The following is a 15,601-nucleotide window of genomic DNA, read 5'->3' as shown; positions in this document are numbered from 1 at the left end:
CGCCGGCGCCCGCTGGGCAAATGGCCTTCCGTCCCCACATGATGCACAGTGCCTGCGCCGTGTCGCCGCGCCGGCCTTGGAAAGGAACCCCATGAACACCCGCGCCAGTCCCGTCCTGCAATCCCAGCCCCTGGGGCCGCTGTGGCCCACGCTCGATCCGTTCCTGTTCTGCGCCCACCATGACGACGCCTATCCCGCCGGCAACGGCGCCATGGGCGTGCAGGCGGTGGCGCTGGAAGGGCGCCAGATGGGCAGCGACTTCAGCCGCAAGGACGGCTTTTCGATGTACCACGGCGAGCACGTGCCCGGCTTTCCCGGCCACCCGCACCGGGGCTTCGAGACCGTCACGCTGGTGCGCAAGGGCCTGATCGACCATGCCGACTCGCTGGGCGCGGCCGCGCGCTTCGGTGGCGGCGACGTGCAGTGGGTCACCGCCGGCGCGGGCATCATGCATTCGGAGATGTTCCCGCTGCTGAACACCGACGCGCCCAACCCGCTGGAGCTGTTCCAGATCTGGCTGAACCTGCCCGCGCGCCACAAGATGGTGCGGCCGCACTTCACCATGCTGTGGAACGAACGCATCCCGCGCCTGGAGCATGCCGACGCGGCCGGCCTGCGCACCACGGTCACCGTGGTCGCCGGCGCGCTGGACGGCGCCGGTGCGCCGCTGCCGCCGCCCCCCGAGTCCTGGGCCGCGCAGGCGGACGCCGACGTCGCCATCTGGACGCTGCGCATGGAGCCCGGCGCGCATTGGACGCTGCCGGCGGCCCGCGGACAGGGCACGCGCCGCATGCTGTACTGGTTCGTGGGCGAAGGGCTCTCGATCGCCGGCGAGCCGCAGGGCGGCCATGCCGCGCTGGAGGTGGCGGCCGATCGGGCGCTGGAGCTGGTCAACACCGGCGGCGACACCGTGGAATGCCTGCTGCTGCAGGGCCGTCCCATCGGCGAGCCGGTGGTGCAGTACGGCCCGTTCGTGATGAACACCCAGCAGGAAATCATGCAGGCCATGCAGGACTTTCGCCGCACGCAGTTCGGCGGCTGGCCCTGGGACGCGAGCGACCCGGTGCACGGCAGCGCCCCCGGCGCTTTGCGCGCCACCCGGGCAGCGCGCAGGACGAGGTGCCGCAGGCCTGAACGCCTGCGCAGCGGCCGGCCCGGCCGCCCGCGCGGCCTTGGCGTGTGCGGGACAATGGCGGCCTTGCGGCGGCGCCTGCCCGCGCCGCCGCCCTCCACGGAAACCAAGCCATGAACATCACCCAAGACACCGCCGTCACGCTCAGCTACCGCGTCACCGATCCCGCCACGGGCAAGCCGCTCGATGCCGGCAATGTGGCCTACCTGCACGGCGGCTATGAGAACATCTTCCCCAAGGTCGAGGCCGCGCTGGAAGGCCAGGCCCCGGGCCATGCCGTCACGCTGGACCTGGCGGTGGAGGACGCATTCGGCGCGCGCGACGAGAGCCTGGTGCGCACCATCCCCAAGAGCGAGTTCCCCCCCGGCGTGAAGGTGGGCGGCCAGTTGCAGGGGCCCGGCGCCGACGGCCAGCCGCAGATGTTCCACGTGGTCAAGATCAAGGGCCCCGTGGTGCACCTGGACGGCAACCACCCGCTGGCCGGCAAGGCGCTGCGTTTTGCCTGCAAGGTGACCGAGGTGCGCGCCGCCACGGCCGAGGAGATCGCCCACCGCCATGTGCATGGCGGGCATGGGCACCACCATTGATGCTGCGTTATTGATAGCTGTCAGCGCTTGCCCATCAAGCGCTAGCGGCCATTTTGGCTAGCGCCTGCGCAGCAGCGCGCGGCGCAGCAGGCGCTCCGCGCGGTCGCGGATCTGCAGCGGGCTGTGGCCGGGCCGGGGCAGCACGCGCGCCCGGCTGCAGGCGGCCAGGAAGTCGTGCAGCAGCGGCGAGTCGTCCAGCGTGACCGCCGCGCTGGCGCGGAATTCCGGGTGCCACTGCGTCGCCGCGATGTAGCCGCGCCCGTGGCTCGGGTTGCGGCGTATCGCCTCGGGCACGCCGTCGGGGTAGCTCCAGGCCTCGATGTCGAAGCCGGGCGCCAGATTCTTGATGCCCTGGTGGTGGATGCTGTTCACGGTGACGCGCGGCTGCTCCGGGTACAGCCGCGCCAGCCGCGTGCCGGGCACGATGTCCACCTCGTGAAAGTGCTGGTCGTAGGTGCTCGGGTTGCGGTGCTGCAGCGCGCCGGGGTGCTGGGTTTCGATGTCCTGGTACAGCGTGCCGCCAAAAGCCACGTTGATGAGTTGCAGCCCGCGGCACACGCCGAAGATGGGCTTGCCGGCCTGCTCGAAGGCCTCCACCACCGCCAGGTCGTACAGGTCGCGCACGCGATCGCCCAGCCATGCGTCCTTGAGCGGCACCTCGCCGTAGCTGCCGGGCCAGACGTCCGCCCCGCCGTGCATCACCACGCCGTCGAGCCACTCGGCATAGTGCTTGAGCGTGACGTCGCCGCGCGCGGTCTCGCCCGTGGGGCAGGGCACCATCACCACCAGCGCACCGGCCGACATGATCCAGTGCGCGATGGACTGCTCCACGTACTGCAGGGTCTTGTTGGTGAACAGCGGCCGGCCCGGGTCCGCATGCGAAAAGCACGCGGACAGGCCGATCTTCAGGCGCGGCTGGGAGGGCGTCACCGACGGCATGCGGTCGGGCTGTAGCCAGGGCGGCAGGACAGTCATCGGCTCAGTTGTAACACCGCGCTTGCCCGCACGCTGTAGGAACGAGCCGCAGAGCGCGGCTGTGCGTTTTGCTTGATGCGAATCAAGCATGCAGGCGCCTACTGGGGCATGATGAAGACGAGGGGCGCTACCGTCCGCCCCATCGACCCATCCACTTCACGAAGGAGAAAACATGCAGATCCAGGTGCATACCGACGACCACATCCAGGGCGGCGAATCGCTGGCCCGCTGGGTGCAGGAAGAAGCCACCGCCAAGCTGGCGCGCTTTCGCGAGCACGTGACGCGCGTGGAGGTGTTCCTGTCCGACGTGGACGGCGGCAAGTCCGGCGCGGCCGACAAGCGCTGCGTGATCGAGGTGCGCCCCGCTGGCCGCCAGCCTGTGGCAGCGCGTGCCGAGGCGGCCAAGGTGGCCGATGCTTTCACGGCGGCCGTGGAGAAGCTGGTGCGCGCGCTGGGCGACGACATCGAGCGCGCCAAGGACCGCAACGGCCGCGACACCATCCGCACGGCGGAGTGAGCGGGCGCTATTGTTGTAATAGCTGCCGGCGCCCGACAGCAGGGCGCTGCAACATAAACAAGGCCGCAGGGGCGTTGGCTCCTGCGGCCCTTTGCCTTTCAGAAGCTGCTGCCCGGCTGCTGCAGGAAGGCGAGCTCCTCGGCCGTGCTGGCGCGGCCCAGCGCGGCGTTGCGGTGCGGATAGCGGCCAAAGCGCGCAATGATGTCCCGGTGCGCATGCGCGAAGTGCAGGCTGCCCGGGTTGCCCAGCGCGGTGAACAGGCGCACCGATTCTTCCTGCACGCGCGGCGACTCGCTGTGCATGTAGGGCATGTACAGGAAGGCGCGCTGCGCGGGCTCCAGCTGCGCGTCCAGACCCTGTGCCAAGGCCTCCTGCGCCAGCACCAGGGCCATGCCGTCCTGCGCGAAGGCGGCGGGGGTGCCGCGGTGCAGGTTGCGCGAAAACTGGTCGAGCACCAGGATTTCCGCCAGGCGGCCCTGGGCATCACCGCGCCAGTGCCACAACTCCCCCTGCGCGGCCTGCGCATGCAGCGCAGCGAAGCGGGTGCGGATGGCGGCGTCGAACGCGGTGTCCTTGGCGAACCATTGCTGCGGCGTGGCCTCGTCGAACCAGAAGCGCAGCACGTCGGCGGCGGTGGGGAGGGCGGGAGAGGTGGTCATGCCGCAAGTATGGGGTGCCGGCCGTGGACGTGCTTTGCTATTGAATAAATAGCTACCTACGCTTGATGGATAAGCGCTGGAGGCATATTTGACATAAAAAACGCGCCCGAAGGCGCGTTCTCTGTGAGCGGCGGAGGCTGCGGCTTACTTGCCGGCCATCACGCGCACCATCTCCAGGCACTTGTTGGAGTAGCCCCACTCGTTGTCGTACCAGGCCACGACCTTCACGAAGGTCTTGTCCAGGGCGATGCCGGCGTCGGCGTCGAACACCGAGGTGCAGGTCTCGCCCACGAAGTCGGTGGCCACCACCTTGTCCTCGGTGTAGCCGAGGATGCCCTTCAGCGCGCCCTCGGACTGGGCCTTCATCTCGGCCTTGATCTCGTCGTAGCTGGCTTCCTTCTCCAGCTCCACCGTCAGGTCCACCACCGACACGTCGGAGGTGGGCACGCGGAAGGACATGCCGGTCAGCTTCTTGTTCAGCGACGGGATCACCACGCCCACGGCCTTGGCGGCGCCGGTGCTGCTGGGGATGATGTTTTCCAGGATGCCGCGGCCGCCGCGCCAGTCCTTGTTGCTCGGGCCGTCCACGGTCTTTTGCGTGGCGGTGGCGGCGTGCACGGTGGTCATCAGGCCGCGCTTGATGCCCCACTTGTCATGCAGCACCTTGGCCACGGGGGCCAGGCAGTTGGTGGTGCAGGACGCGTTGGAGATGATGGCCTGGCCGGCGTAGGTGGCGTGGTTCACGCCGAACACGAACATGGGCGTGTCGTCCTTGGACGGGGCCGACATCAGCACCTTCTTGGCGCCGGCGGCGATGTGCTTTTCGGCGCTGGCCTTGTCCAGGAACAGGCCGGTGGACTCGATCACGATGTCGGCGCCGACTTCGTTCCACTTCAGGTTGGCGGGGTCGCGCTCCTGCGTCAGGCGGATCTTCTTGCCGTTGACGATCAGCGTGTTGCCCTCGACCGAGACCTCGCCCTTGAAGCGGCCATGCACGCTGTCATAGCGCAGCATGTACGCGAGGTACTCGGGCTCCAGCAGGTCGTTGATGCCAACGACTTCGATGTCGGAGAAGTTCTGCACGGCCGAGCGCAGTACGTTGCGGCCGATGCGGCCGAAGCCGTTGATGCCAATCTTGATCGTCATGGTGTGAGCCTCTAGGGATGGATGGATTGCAAAAAACGAGAACCGGGAGGGATCAGCGCGCGCGCTGCAGCGCGGCCAGCACCGTGTCGGCGACGTTCTCGGCCGTGAAGCCGAAATGCTTGAACAGCACGCCGGCCGGGGCCGACTCGCCATAGGTGTCGATGCCGACCACGGCGGCGCAGCCGTACTTCCACCAGAAGTCGGTCACGCCCATCTCGACGGCGATGCGCGGGATGCCGGCGGGCAGCACCAGTCGCTTGTACTTGGTGTCCTCGCGGTCGAAGGTGGTGGTGCTGGGCATGGAGACCACGCGCACGGCGATCTTCTTGGCGGCCAGCAGTTGCTGCGCGGCCAGGGCCAGCTGCACCTCGGAGCCGGTGGCGATGATCACGGCCTGGGCCTTCTTCTTCAGACCCACGGCGGCGGGCTCGGAGAGGATGTAGGCGCCGCGCGAGATGTCGCCCAGGTCGCTCTTGGGCGCGTAGGGCAGGTTCTGGCGGGACAGCAGCAGCGCGGTGGGCTTGTCGCGGTTGGACAGGGCCACGCTCCAGGCCACGGCGGTCTCGGCCGTGTCGGCGGGGCGCCACACGTCCAGGCCGGGGATCAGGCGCAGGCTGGCGGCGTGCTCGATCGACTGGTGCGTGGGGCCGTCCTCGCCCAGGCCGATGGAGTCGTGCGTGAACACGTGGATCACGCGCTGCTTCATCAGCGCGGCCATGCGGATGGCGTTGCGGCTGTAGTCGCTGAATGTGAGGAAGGTGCCGCCGTAGGGGATGAAACCGCCGTGCAGCGCCAGGCCGTTCATGATGGCCGCCATGCCGAACTCGCGCACGCCGTAGTTGATGTGGCGGCCCACCTGGCCGGCCTCGGTCTTGGCCACGGCGCCGTTGGGCTCGATGCGCAGCGCGGGCGTGCTCTTGGTGTTGGTGAGGTTGGAGCCGGTCAGGTCGGCGCTGCCGCCCAGCAGCTCGGGCAGTGCGGCGGTGAAGGCTTCCAGTGCGATCTGGCTGGCCTTGCGGCTGGCCACGGTCTCGGCCTTGGTGTGCGCGGCCACCACGGTGTCCACCGCCACCTGGGCGAAGTGCTTGGGCAGGTCGCCAGCCATGCGGCGGGACAGCTCGAATGCCAGCTCGGGGTAGGCGGCCTCGTAGGCGGCAAAGCGCAGCGTCCACTCGGCTTCGGCGGCCTGGCCGGCCGCCTTGGCATCCCAGTCGGCGTACACCGACTCGGGGATCGCGAAGGGCTCGTGCGTCCAGCCCAGGGCAGCGCGCGTGAGGTTGATTTCCTCGGCGCCCAGGGGCTCGCCATGGGCCTTGGCCGTGTTGGCGCGGTTGGGGCTGCCCTTGCCGATGACGGTCTTGCAGACGATCAGCGTGGGCTTGTCGGCGCTGGCCTTGGCCTGGCCGATGGCGGCGGCCACAGCTTCCACGTCATGCCCGTCCACGGCGTCGATCACGTTCCAGCCGCAGGCCATGAAGCGCTGCGGGGTGTTGTCGATGAACCAGGGCGCCACCTGGCCGTCGATGCTGATGCCGTTGTCGTCGTACAGCGCGATGAGCTTGTTGAGCTTCCACGCGCCGGCGAGAGCCACGGCCTCATGGCTGATGCCTTCCATCAGGCAGCCGTCGCCCAGGAACACGTAGGTGTGGTGGTCCACCACGGCGTGGCCTTCGCGGTTGAACTCGGCGGCCAGCAGCTTCTCGGCCAGCGCAAAGCCCACGGCGTTGGCCACGCCCTGGCCCAGCGGGCCGGTGGTGGTCTCCACGCCGGGGGTGATGCCGTGCTCGGGGTGGCCGGGGGTCTTGCTGTGCAGCTGGCGGAAGTTCTTCAGCTCCTGCAGGGGCAGGTCGTAGCCCGTGAGGTGCAGCAGCGAGTACAGCAGCATCGACGCGTGGCCGTTGGACAGCACGAAACGGTCGCGGTCCATCCACTGGGGGTTGGTGGGGTTGTGCTTCAGGTGCCGGCCCCACAACGCCACGGCCATGTCGGCCATGCCCATGGGGGCGCCGGGGTGGCCGGAGTTGGCTTGTTGAACGGCATCCATTGCGAGTGCGCGGATCGCATTCGCCATTTGTTGAGAGTTGGCCATGAGGGGTGGCTCCGCAGAGGGGGCGGTGTTCTTGTGAAGAAACCCGGGATTTTACCGGGGGCCCCGCAGCCTGGGCGGCGCGGGGGCTGATGGGCTTAGTTGGCGCGGCGGCTGGGCTGTCTGTGCGCGGTTGCGCGCGGCGCATGCACTACAGTGCGCAGCCATGCCCACGGTGCCTTCCTGCTTCGCAGATTCCTCCATCACGACGGCCCCCGGCCCGGCGCACGGCTGGGCGCAAGTGCCGGCCCTGCTGCTCGCCGCAGGCCGCGGCGAGCGCATGCGCCCGCTGACCGACGCCTGTCCCAAACCATTGCTCGAAGTGCGTGGTCGGCCGCTGCTGGAGTGGCACCTGCGTGCGTTGGTCGAAGCGGGTGTCGAGCGCGCCGTGATCAACACCGCGTGGCTGGGCGAGCGGATTGGCCACCGGTTTTCAGAGGTTTTTGCCGTCGAAGGCAAGCAGGACAAGCGCGAGCAGCTATCAATTTCATACTCCCATGAAGGCCGGGATTTCGGTCGCGCGCTGGAGACGGCCGGCGGTATCGCACGCGCGCTGCCGCAGCTGGGGCCGGTGTTCTGGCTGGCGGCGGGCGATGTGTTCGCGCCCGACTTCACCTTCGAGGCGCAGGCCGTGCAGCGGTTCGTGGCCGGCGATGCCCTGGCCCATCTGTGGCTCGTGCCCAACCCGCCGCACCACCCGCGCGGCGACTTCGGCCTGTCGCCCGAGGGGTTGGCGCTGAATCTGCCGGCGCAGGACCCGCGGCCGCGCTACACCTACAGCACCATCGCCCTGCTGCGCGCCGAGCTGTTCACCGCGCCCTGGTGCGACATCGCACCCGGCAACCCCGAGGGTGTGGCCGCGCCCCTGGCGCCGCTGCTGCGCCGCGCCATGGATGCGGGGCGGGTGACGGCGACGCTCCATACCGGGCGCTGGACCGATGTGGGTACGCCCGAGCGGCTCGCTGAGCTGAACGCCGGCTGAGGCAGCGTCCGTCGGCTATCGGCTCAGGCGCCTGGCGCGGATGCGGGGGGCGAGGCGGCGCCCGACGCGGGCTCGGAGGGGTCTGATGCCGGCTCGGCGGGCGGCGGCGGAGGCAGCAACTCGGGCGCGGGCGCCAGCGCGGTGGCCGATGCGGGATGGGCGGGCTGCACATCGATGGCCGGGCCGTTCTCGCAGTTGCGGAACTGCCACTGGCTGGGCAGAAAGCGGGCCTGCGGCCCGTCGGGTGCGGGCTTGCCCACTTCGGCCTGCACGTCGTAGGGAATGTGCGGCACCTGGAACAGGGCGATCTGGCCCTGGCGGCACAGCAGCGCGGGTACCACCTTGTTCAGCTCCCAGTCCTTGGTGTCGGTGTTGTAGCGGTACAGCGGGCCAATACGCTGGTCCTGGGCCAGTTCTACGCGCATCGGCAGCACCTGCATCGCCTGGGCCCATACGCCGGCCACGAGCACGGGCTGCGGAAAGCGCACCGCCTCCAGGCCGCGCAGGGACACGGGCTGCACCGGCGCGCCGTTGTCGAAGGGGTCCAGCCGGTTGATCAGGCTGCCCGCGGGAATCACCAGTTCGCCGTACTGCACGTCGTGCGGCAGCACGAAGCGTTCGCGGTGGGTGCGATGCACGGCGCTGTCCTGGCGCGTCTGCTGCGCGCGACCCGACAGGTACAGGCGCAGGCCCAGCCAGGCATCGCACACCACGGCCACGGCGCACAGGGCGACCAGCACGCGCCGGTCCAGCCGCGGCTTGTTGGGAACATCGATATACCGCGCATAGAACGCGTAGAAAAGCAGGGCCACGGTCAGCACCAGGCCCAGCAGGGGGATGAGGGTGGTCAGCAGGAAGGACATGCGGCGAGTCTGCCACGGCGCCTGGGCGCCGCCGCGCGCGCCGGCCGTTGGGCCCACAATGGCAGCATGACCACGCCCAGCTCCCTCTACGCGCAGCGTCGCGCCCGCCTTGCCGCCCAACTGGGCGCCGGCGGCATCGCCATCGTGCCCACCGCCCCGCTGCAGCAGCGCAACCGCGACAGCGAGTTTCTCTACCGCCACGACAGCTACTTCTACTACCTCACGGGCTTTGCCGAGCCGGGCGCGTGGCTGGTGCTGACCGCGGAAGGCCACAGCACGCTGTTTTGCCAGCCCAAGGACCTGGAACGCGAGATCTGGGATGGCTACCGCCTGGGGCCCGAGGCGGCCCTGGCCACCCTGGGCGTGGACGCCGCGCACTCCGTGGCCGATATCGACGCGCGCCTGCCGCGTCTGCTGGAAAACCGCGGCAGCGTCTGGTTCCCCTTCGCCACCCACCCAGGACTGGCTGCGCGTGTGGAAGGCTGGCTGAACCAGGTGCGCGCACGCGTGCGGTACGGCGCGCTGTGCCCCGCGCAGCAGGGTGATCTGTGCACGCTGCTCGACGAGATGCGCCTGATCAAGGACGGGCATGAGCAGGACCTGATGCGCCGCGCCGCCGCCATCAGCGCCCGCGCCCATGTGCGCGCCATGCAAAGAAGCGCCCGCATGCTGCGCGCCGGCCAGGACGTGCGCGAATACCACCTGGATGCGGAGCTGCTGCACGCGTTCCGCGAAGAGGGCTCGCAGTGCCCGGCGTATGGCTCCATCGTGGCTGCGGGGGCCAACGCCTGCGTGCTGCACTACCGCGCCGATGCCGCGCCGGTGCGCGCGGGCGAGCTGGTGCTGATCGACGCGGGCTGCGAGCTGGACGGCTACGCCTCGGACATCACGCGCACCTTTCCGGCCGATGGCCGTTTCACCGGCCCGCAGCGCGCGCTGTACGACCTGGTGCTGGAGAGCCAGAAGGCGGCCATCGCCGCCACGCGTGCAGGCAACCGCTTCAACGACCCGCACGACGCCACGGTGGCCGTGCTGGCGCAGGGCTTGCTGGACTTGGGCCTGCTGGACGCCAACAAGGTCGGCAGCGTGCAGGACGTGATCGCGAGCCGTGCGTACTTCCAGTTCTACATGCACCGCACCGGCCACTGGCTGGGCATGGATGTGCACGATTGCGGCAGCTACGTCGAGCCCTCAGAAGTGGGCCAGGTGAGCGAGCGGCGCGACCCGCTGTCGGGCGAGCTGATCCAGAACCGCCCCAGCCGCATCCTGCGCCCGGGCATGGTGCTGACCATCGAGCCCGGCTTGTACGTGCGCCCGGCGCCGGGCGTGCCCGAGGCCTTCCACCACATCGGCATCCGCATCGAGGACGACGCCATCGTCACGGAGACCGGCTGCGAACTGATCACCCGCGGGGTGCCCGTGGAGGGTGACGATATCGAGGCGCTGATGCGCGGCTGAGCGGGTGTTTTCAGGAACCGTGATGTAACTGATTTTGTGCAAAAATCGAAACTCGATTACATCCACGGAAAAGAGACACCCCCATGCAGATCCGCCGCGCCACCAAGATCGTTGCCACCCTGGGCCCCGCCTCCAGCGACCCGCAACTGCTGGAGCAGATGATCGCGGCGGGCGTGGACGTGGTGCGCCTGAACTTCAGCCATGGCAAGGCGCAGGACCATGTGGAGCGCGCCGCCATGGTGCGCGAGGCCGCCCAGCGCGCCGGGCGCGAGGTCGCCATCATGGCCGACCTGCAGGGGCCGAAGATTCGCGTGGGCAAGTTTGCCGAAGGACGGGTGATGCTGGAGCCGGGCCAGCCTTTCGTGCTGGACGCGTCGCGCAGCGAGCCCGGCGACCTGCAGGGCGTGGGCCTGGACTACAAAGAACTTCCCCGCGACGTGAAGCCCGGCGACGTGCTGCTGCTGAACGACGGCCTCATCGTGCTGCAGGTGGATGCCGTGCGCGGCGAGGCGGTGTACACCACCGTGAAGATCGGCGGCGAGCTGTCCAACAACAAGGGCATCAACAAGCAGGGGGGAGGCCTCACGGCGCCCGCCCTCACGGCCAAGGACATGGAGGACATCAAGACCGCCATGAGCTTCCAGGCCGACTATGTGGCCGTGAGCTTCCCCAAGAACGCCACCGACATGGAGATGGCGCGCCAGCTGTGCAACGTTGCCGCGGCCGAGTTCCGCCACAAGCCCGGCCTGATCGCGAAGATCGAGCGTGCAGAGGCCGTGCCGCTGCTGGAGGAGATCCTGCGCGTGTCCGACGGCATCATGGTGGCGCGCGGCGACCTGGCCGTGGAGGTGGGCAACGCCGCGGTGCCCGCGCTGCAGAAAAAGATGATCCGCATGGCGCGCGACATGAACAAGGTGGTGATCACCGCGACCCAGATGATGGAGAGCATGATCGCCAACCCCGTGCCCACGCGCGCCGAAGTGAGCGACGTGGCCAACGCCGTGCTGGACGGCACCGACGCCGTGATGCTCAGCGCCGAGACGGCGGCCGGCAAGTACCCGCTGGACACGGTGCGGGAGATGGCCGCCATCTGCGCCGCCGCGGAAGCGGCCGAAGACCTGGAGCGCGACTCCGACTTCATCGGCCAGACCCTGGGCCGCATCGACCAGTCCATCGCCATGGGTGCGCTGTTCACGGCGCACCACCTGGGTGCCAAGGCCATCGTGGCGATGACCGACAGCGGTTCCACGGCACTGTGGATGAGCCGCCACCGCATCCACATTCCCATCTATGCATTGACGCCGAAGGTGGCCACGCAGCGGCGCATGGCGATGTTCCGCAACGTGCGCCCGTTGCTCATGGACACCAGCGCCGACCGCGACACTGCACTGGACCAGGCCGAGAGCCACCTGAAGATGCGCAACATCGTGCAACAGGGCGACCTGTACGTGATCACATGCGGCGAGCCCATGGGTGCGCCCGGCGGCACGAACATGCTCAAGATCTGCCGCGCACGATGAACTCGCGGTAGCGCATCCTTTCACCCCGTGAACGCAGGCGGGGCGATGGGGGGTATTGGGGGCATGGGTCCAGGAAGCGGTAGGGCGGCTAAAATTACGGGTTACCAAGCGGTTACCGCCGCTCATCCATCAACCCTCGAACGGATCCACCCCATGCCTCTCGTCTCGATGCGCGAACTGCTCGACCATGCCGCCGACCACGGCTATGGCATTCCCGCCTTCAACGTCAACAACCTGGAGCAGGTGCAGGCCGTGATGGCCGCTGCCGACGAGGTGGGCGCGCCGGTGATCCTGCAAGCCAGCGCCGGCGCCCGCAAGTACGCCGGCGAGAGCTTTATCAAGCACCTGATCGCCGCCGCTGCCGAGGCGTATCCGCACATTCCCCTGGTCATGCACCAGGACCACGGCACCAGCCCCGCCATCTGCAAGGCCGCGCTGGAGCTGGGCTTCGGCTCGGTGATGATGGACGGCTCGCTGCGCGAAGACGGCAAGACCCCCGCAGACTTCGACTACAACGTGCGCGTCACCCAGGAAGTGGTGGCCATGGCGCACAAGATCGGCGCTACCGTCGAAGGCGAACTGGGCTGCCTGGGCAGCCTGGAGACCGGCGAGGCGGGTGAGGAAGACGGCGTCGGCGCGGCTGGCAAGCTCAGCCACGCCCAGCTGCTCACGGACCCCGAGGAGGCTGCGCAGTTCGTCAAGGCCACGCAACTGGACGCCCTGGCGATCGCCATCGGTACCAGCCATGGGGCCTACAAGTTCTCCCGCCCGCCCACGGGCGATGTGCTGTCGATCCAGCGCGTCAAGGAAATCCACGCGCGCATTCCCAACACCCACCTGGTGATGCATGGCTCGTCCAGCGTGCCGCAGGATCTGCTGGCCCTCATCAACCAGTTTGGCGGCAAGATGAAGGAAACCTACGGCGTGCCCGTGGCCGAGATCCAGGAAGCCATCAAGCACGGCGTGCGCAAGATCAACATCGACACCGATATCCGCTTGGCCATGACCGGGGCGGTGCGCAAGTTCCAGGCCGAGAACCCGGATAAATTCGACATGCGCGAGTGGATGAAGCCCGCGCGCGAAGCCGCCAAGGCCATCTGCAAGCAACGCTACCTAGAGTTTGGCTGCGAGGGCCAGGGCGCGAAGGTGAAGGGCTATACCCTCAGCGAAATGGCTGCCAAATACGCCAGCGGCGCGCTGCAGCAGGTCGTGAACTGACGCAATGAGGCGCGCGGCGGAGCCGTCTGCCGCCCACGCTTTCCCAAGCCCGGCGCCCCATGGCCGCCGGGCTTTTTCTTTGGCCTCGCTCCGTGCCATGTCGCGCGTGCGTCGAAGGTGTGAAATTCTTCATGTAAGCTCACGGTAAGTAGAAATACGCAATGCTGCGTGGACCAACGCCGTAGGGCGCTCGCGTGCAGGAGGAGATGACATGCTGATAGGTGTGCCCGCCGAAACCCTGGCAGGCGAGACGCGGGTGGCCGCCACGCCAGAAACCGTCAAGAAACTCGTGGCCCAAGGCCACACGGTGCGGGTGCAGTCAGGCGCCGGCGTCTGCGCCAGCGTCACCGATGCCGGCTTTGCCGCCGTGGGAGCCGAGATCACCGACGCGGCCGGCGCCTGGGGCTGCGACCTGGTGCTCAAGGTGCGCGCGCCGCAAGAGGCCGAAGCCGGCCTGCTGCGCCAGGGCAGTACCTTGGTCGGCATGCTGAATCCGTTCGACGCCGCAGGTCTGCACCGCCTGGCCGCTGCCGGCGTCACCGCCTATGCACTGGAAGCTGCGCCGCGCACCACGCGCGCGCAGAGCATGGACGTACTCTCTTCGCAGGCCAACATCGCCGGCTACAAGGCCGTGGTGATGGCCGCTGATCGCTACCAGCGCTTCTTTCCCATGCTCATGACTGCGGCGGGCACCGTGAAGGCGGCCCGCGTGGTCATCCTGGGCGTGGGCGTGGCGGGCCTGCAGGCGATTGCCACGGCCAAGCGCCTGGGCGCGGTGATCGAGGCCAGCGATGTGCGCCCCAGCGTCAAGGAGCAGGTGGAGTCGCTGGGCGCGAAGTTCATCGACGTGCCCTACGAAACCGCCGAGGAGAAAGAAGCTGCCGAGGGCGTGGGCGGTTACGCCCGCCCCATGCCGCAAAGCTGGCTGGACCGCCAGAAGGCCGAGGTTGCCAAGCGTGTCGCGCAGGCCGACGTGGTCATCACCACGGCGCTGATCCCCGGCCGCGCCGCGCCGGTGCTGGTCACGCAGGAGATGGTGGAGTCCATGAAACCCGGCTCCGTCATCGTGGACCTGGCGGCCGCGCAGGGCGGCAACTGCCCGCTGACCCAGCCGGGTCAGACCGTCGTGCACCACGGCGTGACCCTGGTCGGCGAGACCAACCTGCCCGCGCTCGTGGCGGCTGATGCCTCCGCGCTGTACGCGCGCAACGTGCTCGACTTTCTCAAACTCATCATCAACCCCGAAGGCGCCCTGCACCTCAACCGCGATGACGACATCGTGGTGGCCTGCTTGGTGGCGCATGAGGGGGCCGTCACGCGTGCGTGACCCTGTTCTGCCCGCAACCTTGGAGTGACTTTCTTGCGTCTTCGTTGGAACCCCTTTGTCCCCGCCATCGCGGCCCTGCTGTCGCTCGTTGCATGCGCGCCAGCGCAGCCGGACCTCGTACGGGTGGGCCGTGCCGAACTGCAGTTGCCCGCGGGCACCTGGCAGCCTTTGGGCGGTGACGCCGAGCAGTTTGACGTCCGCCCCGATGACACCGCGCACGATCTGCCCATGCAGACCCGCGCAGTGGCCCTGCGCAGCCGGGCCGAGGAGCCGCTGGCGGTTCTGGTGGTGCAGACCAATGCCAGCAACCACCCGCGCGACACCACGCTGTGGACCGCGGCCTGCCTGCCGCAAAAGGGCGTGCAGGTGGAGGACGCGGCGCGCGGCAGTCCGGTGCGCATCGACTGCCTGCGCTACAAGCGCAGCGCGGGCACCGACGGCTACCTGGCCAGCGCGCGTCCGGCGCTTGCCCAGTGGCTGACGCAGCGGCAGGCCGTGCCAGCCAACCCGTATTCCCACGTCTCGTACCGCTACTCCACCCCCGAAGGTGGCTATGTGTCCGTGGATGTGCTGGCCGATCGGCGGTTGCTGCGGCCTACCGTGCGCAACAACGAGGAGTTCCTGCGTGCAGGTCGTCCCGCGCAGGCGTGGATGGAGCAGCTCGCCCAAGCGGCCCGCCAGAGCATCACCATGCTGGACGGCCGTTTCGTCGTGCCCCCGTTTCCCCAGGCCTTGCCCGAATAGCTGTCAATTGGGGCCGTGTAGAGGTCCCCTTTCCGAAGGAGCGTCGAGATGGAGTCGGTTTCGCCCACGCTGATCAACCTGATCATCTTCGTGCTGGCCATCTACGTGGGCTACCACGTGGTCTGGAACGTCACGCCCGCGCTGCACACGCCCTTGATGGCGGTGACCAATGCCATCTCGGCCATCGTCATCGTCGGGGCCATGCTGGCCGCGGCGCTCACCGAAACGCCACTGGGCAAGACCATGGGTGTGCTGGCCGTGGCGCTGGCGGCGGTGAACGTGTTCGGCGGCTTCCTGGTCACCAGGCGCATGCTGGAGATGTTCAAGAAGAAAGAGCGCAAGGCGCCCGCCGAACAAGCGAAAGCAGCTACGAAATAAGGAGCGTTG

Annotated in this window: 14 protein-coding genes and 1 pseudogene; 10 read left to right on the top strand and 5 right to left on the bottom strand. The window is 68.6% G+C overall.

What is annotated here, in order from left to right; all coding sequences use genetic code 11:
* Positions 1-91: 91 nt before the first annotated feature.
* Positions 92-1,134: pseudogene (locus HND92_RS17965) on the top strand (pirin family protein).
* A gap of 111 nt (positions 1,135-1,245) precedes the next feature.
* The gene (locus HND92_RS17960) at positions 1,246-1,719 is read left to right on the top strand and encodes a peptidylprolyl isomerase (protein WP_011807049.1); all 474 of its coding nucleotides are present in this window, start codon (positions 1,246-1,248) and stop codon (positions 1,717-1,719) included.
* A 57-nt stretch (positions 1,720-1,776) separates the two neighbouring features.
* Here HND92_RS17960 and HND92_RS17955 read toward each other — a convergent pair whose 3' ends face one another.
* Positions 1,777-2,694: a gamma-glutamyl-gamma-aminobutyrate hydrolase family protein gene (locus tag HND92_RS17955; protein WP_011807048.1), complete on the bottom strand. Its 918-nt coding sequence runs from the start codon at positions 2,692-2,694 to the stop codon at positions 1,777-1,779.
* A 172-nt stretch (positions 2,695-2,866) separates the two neighbouring features.
* Between HND92_RS17955 and HND92_RS17950 the strand changes: the two genes are divergently transcribed.
* Positions 2,867-3,211, top strand: a complete 345-nt coding sequence (locus HND92_RS17950; RefSeq protein ID WP_015914545.1) for an HPF/RaiA family ribosome-associated protein — start codon at positions 2,867-2,869, stop codon at positions 3,209-3,211.
* Positions 3,212-3,309: 98 nt separating this feature from the next.
* Here HND92_RS17950 and HND92_RS17945 read toward each other — a convergent pair whose 3' ends face one another.
* The 3 genes from HND92_RS17945 to tkt all read right to left on the bottom strand — a co-directional run bounded on the left by HND92_RS17945 (position 3,310) and on the right by tkt (position 7,105).
* Positions 3,310-3,870: a DUF924 family protein gene (locus HND92_RS17945; protein ID WP_172208870.1), complete on the bottom strand. Its 561-nt coding sequence runs from the start codon at positions 3,868-3,870 to the stop codon at positions 3,310-3,312.
* Positions 3,871-4,014: 144 nt separating this feature from the next.
* Positions 4,015-5,016, bottom strand: coding sequence for a type I glyceraldehyde-3-phosphate dehydrogenase (gap, locus tag HND92_RS17940; RefSeq protein ID WP_172208868.1), 1,002 nt, complete (start codon positions 5,014-5,016; stop codon positions 4,015-4,017).
* Between the two features lie 52 nt (positions 5,017-5,068).
* Entirely contained in the window at positions 5,069-7,105 is a 2,037-nt protein-coding gene (tkt, locus tag HND92_RS17935; RefSeq protein WP_172208859.1) for a transketolase, read from the bottom strand.
* Between the two features lie 163 nt (positions 7,106-7,268).
* On the opposite strand from tkt, the gene HND92_RS17930 reads away from it, so the two are divergent.
* Positions 7,269-8,084, top strand: coding sequence for a nucleotidyltransferase family protein (locus HND92_RS17930; RefSeq protein WP_172208857.1), 816 nt, complete (start codon positions 7,269-7,271; stop codon positions 8,082-8,084).
* Between the two features lie 23 nt (positions 8,085-8,107).
* Here the strand turns inward: HND92_RS17930 and HND92_RS17925 are convergent, their stop codons facing one another.
* Entirely contained in the window at positions 8,108-8,947 is an 840-nt protein-coding gene (locus tag HND92_RS17925) for a hypothetical protein (RefSeq protein WP_172208855.1), read from the bottom strand.
* A 66-nt stretch (positions 8,948-9,013) separates the two neighbouring features.
* On the opposite strand from HND92_RS17925, the gene HND92_RS17920 reads away from it, so the two are divergent.
* From HND92_RS17920 to HND92_RS17895, 6 genes are all read left to right on the top strand, one after another.
* Positions 9,014-10,405 (top strand): aminopeptidase P N-terminal domain-containing protein, encoded by a 1,392-nt coding sequence (locus HND92_RS17920; RefSeq protein WP_172208853.1) that lies wholly within the window; start codon positions 9,014-9,016, stop codon positions 10,403-10,405.
* 83 nt (positions 10,406-10,488) lie between these two features.
* On the top strand, positions 10,489-11,925 hold the full coding sequence (gene pyk / locus HND92_RS17915; RefSeq protein ID WP_172208851.1) for a pyruvate kinase: 1,437 nt from the start codon (positions 10,489-10,491) through the stop codon (positions 11,923-11,925).
* Positions 11,926-12,078: 153 nt separating this feature from the next.
* Positions 12,079-13,143, top strand: a complete 1,065-nt coding sequence (fba, locus tag HND92_RS17910; protein ID WP_011807040.1) for a class II fructose-bisphosphate aldolase — start codon at positions 12,079-12,081, stop codon at positions 13,141-13,143.
* A 211-nt stretch (positions 13,144-13,354) separates the two neighbouring features.
* Positions 13,355-14,470 (top strand): Re/Si-specific NAD(P)(+) transhydrogenase subunit alpha, encoded by a 1,116-nt coding sequence (locus HND92_RS17905; RefSeq protein WP_172208849.1) that lies wholly within the window; start codon positions 13,355-13,357, stop codon positions 14,468-14,470.
* A 24-nt stretch (positions 14,471-14,494) separates the two neighbouring features.
* The gene (locus HND92_RS17900; protein WP_253940067.1) at positions 14,495-15,214 is read left to right on the top strand and encodes a hypothetical protein; all 720 of its coding nucleotides are present in this window, start codon (positions 14,495-14,497) and stop codon (positions 15,212-15,214) included.
* Between the two features lie 48 nt (positions 15,215-15,262).
* Positions 15,263-15,592 (top strand): NAD(P) transhydrogenase subunit alpha, encoded by a 330-nt coding sequence (locus HND92_RS17895; protein WP_015914535.1) that lies wholly within the window; start codon positions 15,263-15,265, stop codon positions 15,590-15,592.
* Positions 15,593-15,601: the final 9 nt, after the last annotated feature.

It is taken from the genome of Diaphorobacter sp. JS3050, from assembly GCF_013154915.1.
In the GTDB taxonomy this organism is placed as follows: domain Bacteria; phylum Pseudomonadota; class Gammaproteobacteria; order Burkholderiales; family Burkholderiaceae_C; genus Diaphorobacter; species Diaphorobacter nitroreducens.
The sequence above is the reverse complement of the archived record's forward strand: the minus strand, read 5'-3'. Positions and strand labels throughout refer to the sequence as shown.